This is a genomic window from Protofrankia sp. CiP1_Cm_nod4, from assembly GCF_982290645.1.
Genome location: NZ_CEVIVC010000135.1, coordinates 1 through 1,152, shown reverse-complemented (window position 1 = coordinate 1,152; position 1,152 = coordinate 1). Strand labels below are relative to the sequence as shown.

Sequence of the window (1,152 nt, the reverse complement as noted above, 5' to 3'; positions counted from 1 at the left end):
GGACTGGCTTCGCGGGCCCCGCTGACCCTGTTCGACGAGCCCTACCTCGGCCTCGACGCCGTCGCGCGGCAGCTGTTCTACGACCGGCTGCTGGCCGACTACGCCGAGCACCCGCGCACGGTCGTGCTCTCCACGCACCTGATCGACGAGGTCAGCGACCTGCTCGAACCCGGGCTGGACTTCGAGCCGGTCTCGTTGCAGCAACTGGTCGTCCGCACCACCCAACGCCACGGCCGGCCGGTCTCCGCCGGGAAGGAGTCCTGATGTCCCGCGTGCTCGACGTCGTCCGGATCCAGCTCGTCCACTGGCCCGCACTGCTGGGCTACCCGTTGCTCGCGCTGGCCGCGATGCCGCTGCTGGGCTGGGGCATCGACGTCTCCAACGGCGAAACCACGCTCGGCGCACACGAGATCTACCTGCTGCCGATGCCGTTGGGCGCGATCGCCCCCGCGCACCTGCAGACGATGACGGAGGTGTTCCCCTTCACGCTGGGGCTCGGCGTCACCCGCCGGGCGTTCGCCGCGGCCACCGCACTGGTCGTCCTCGGCCAGGCGCTGCTCCTCGGGCTCGGGCTGGTGGCGTTCGACATCGTCGAGCGGCTGACCGGCGGCTGGGGACGGGAGGCGCGGATCTTCGGGCTGGACGTGCTGGGCCACGGCAACCCGCTCGCGCTGTGGCTTGTCTACAGCGGACCGCTGGTCGCGGTGTCCGCGATCGGGGTGCTGGCGGGTGTGGTGTTCCAGCGCTGGCGTCACACCGGGATCTACCTCGCCGTTTTCGGCAGCGTCGCGCTGCTCACCACGGTGGGCGTGCTGGGAAAGACACAGAACTGGTGGCCCTCGATCGGGAGCTTCCTCGGCGGCCAGCCTTCGCTCACGCTGTTCACCGCGTATCCGCTGATGTTCGCGCTGGCGCTCGGCGGATACGCGGTGATGCGCATCGGGAGCGCCTCGAGCCGGTCGGCGAGCAGGCTGACCACGCCGTCCGCCTTCTCCACCACACCACGGATCAGCAGCGCCGGGCTGGCGCGGGCGACCCGGTGGTAGCCCTGCCACAGCCCGAGCGTGCAGATCACGTTCACCATCCCTGTCTCGTCCTCGATGTTGAGGAAGGTGATCCCGCCCGCGGTGGCCGGTGTGGCAGTGGTGGTCG

At 70.4% G+C, this 1,152-nt stretch carries 1 protein-coding gene and 1 pseudogene; both read left to right on the top strand.

From position 1 onward, the window contains the following. Positions 1-264 (top strand): annotated as a pseudogene (locus tag AC5LSR_RS19645) (hypothetical protein); the annotation flags it as partial. Then, positions 264-1,046, top strand: coding sequence for a hypothetical protein (locus AC5LSR_RS19640; RefSeq protein WP_250287326.1), 783 nt, complete (start codon positions 264-266; stop codon positions 1,044-1,046). The pseudogene AC5LSR_RS19645 and the gene AC5LSR_RS19640, both read left to right, overlap by 1 nt. The last annotated feature ends 106 nt before the right edge of the window (positions 1,047-1,152 follow it).

Bases quoted from the DNA above. Each gene is read 5' to 3' on its own strand.
- AC5LSR_RS19640 (WP_250287326.1), top strand. From the start codon at position 264: ATGTCCCGCGTGCTCGACGTCGTCCGGATCCAGCTCGTCCACTGGCCC.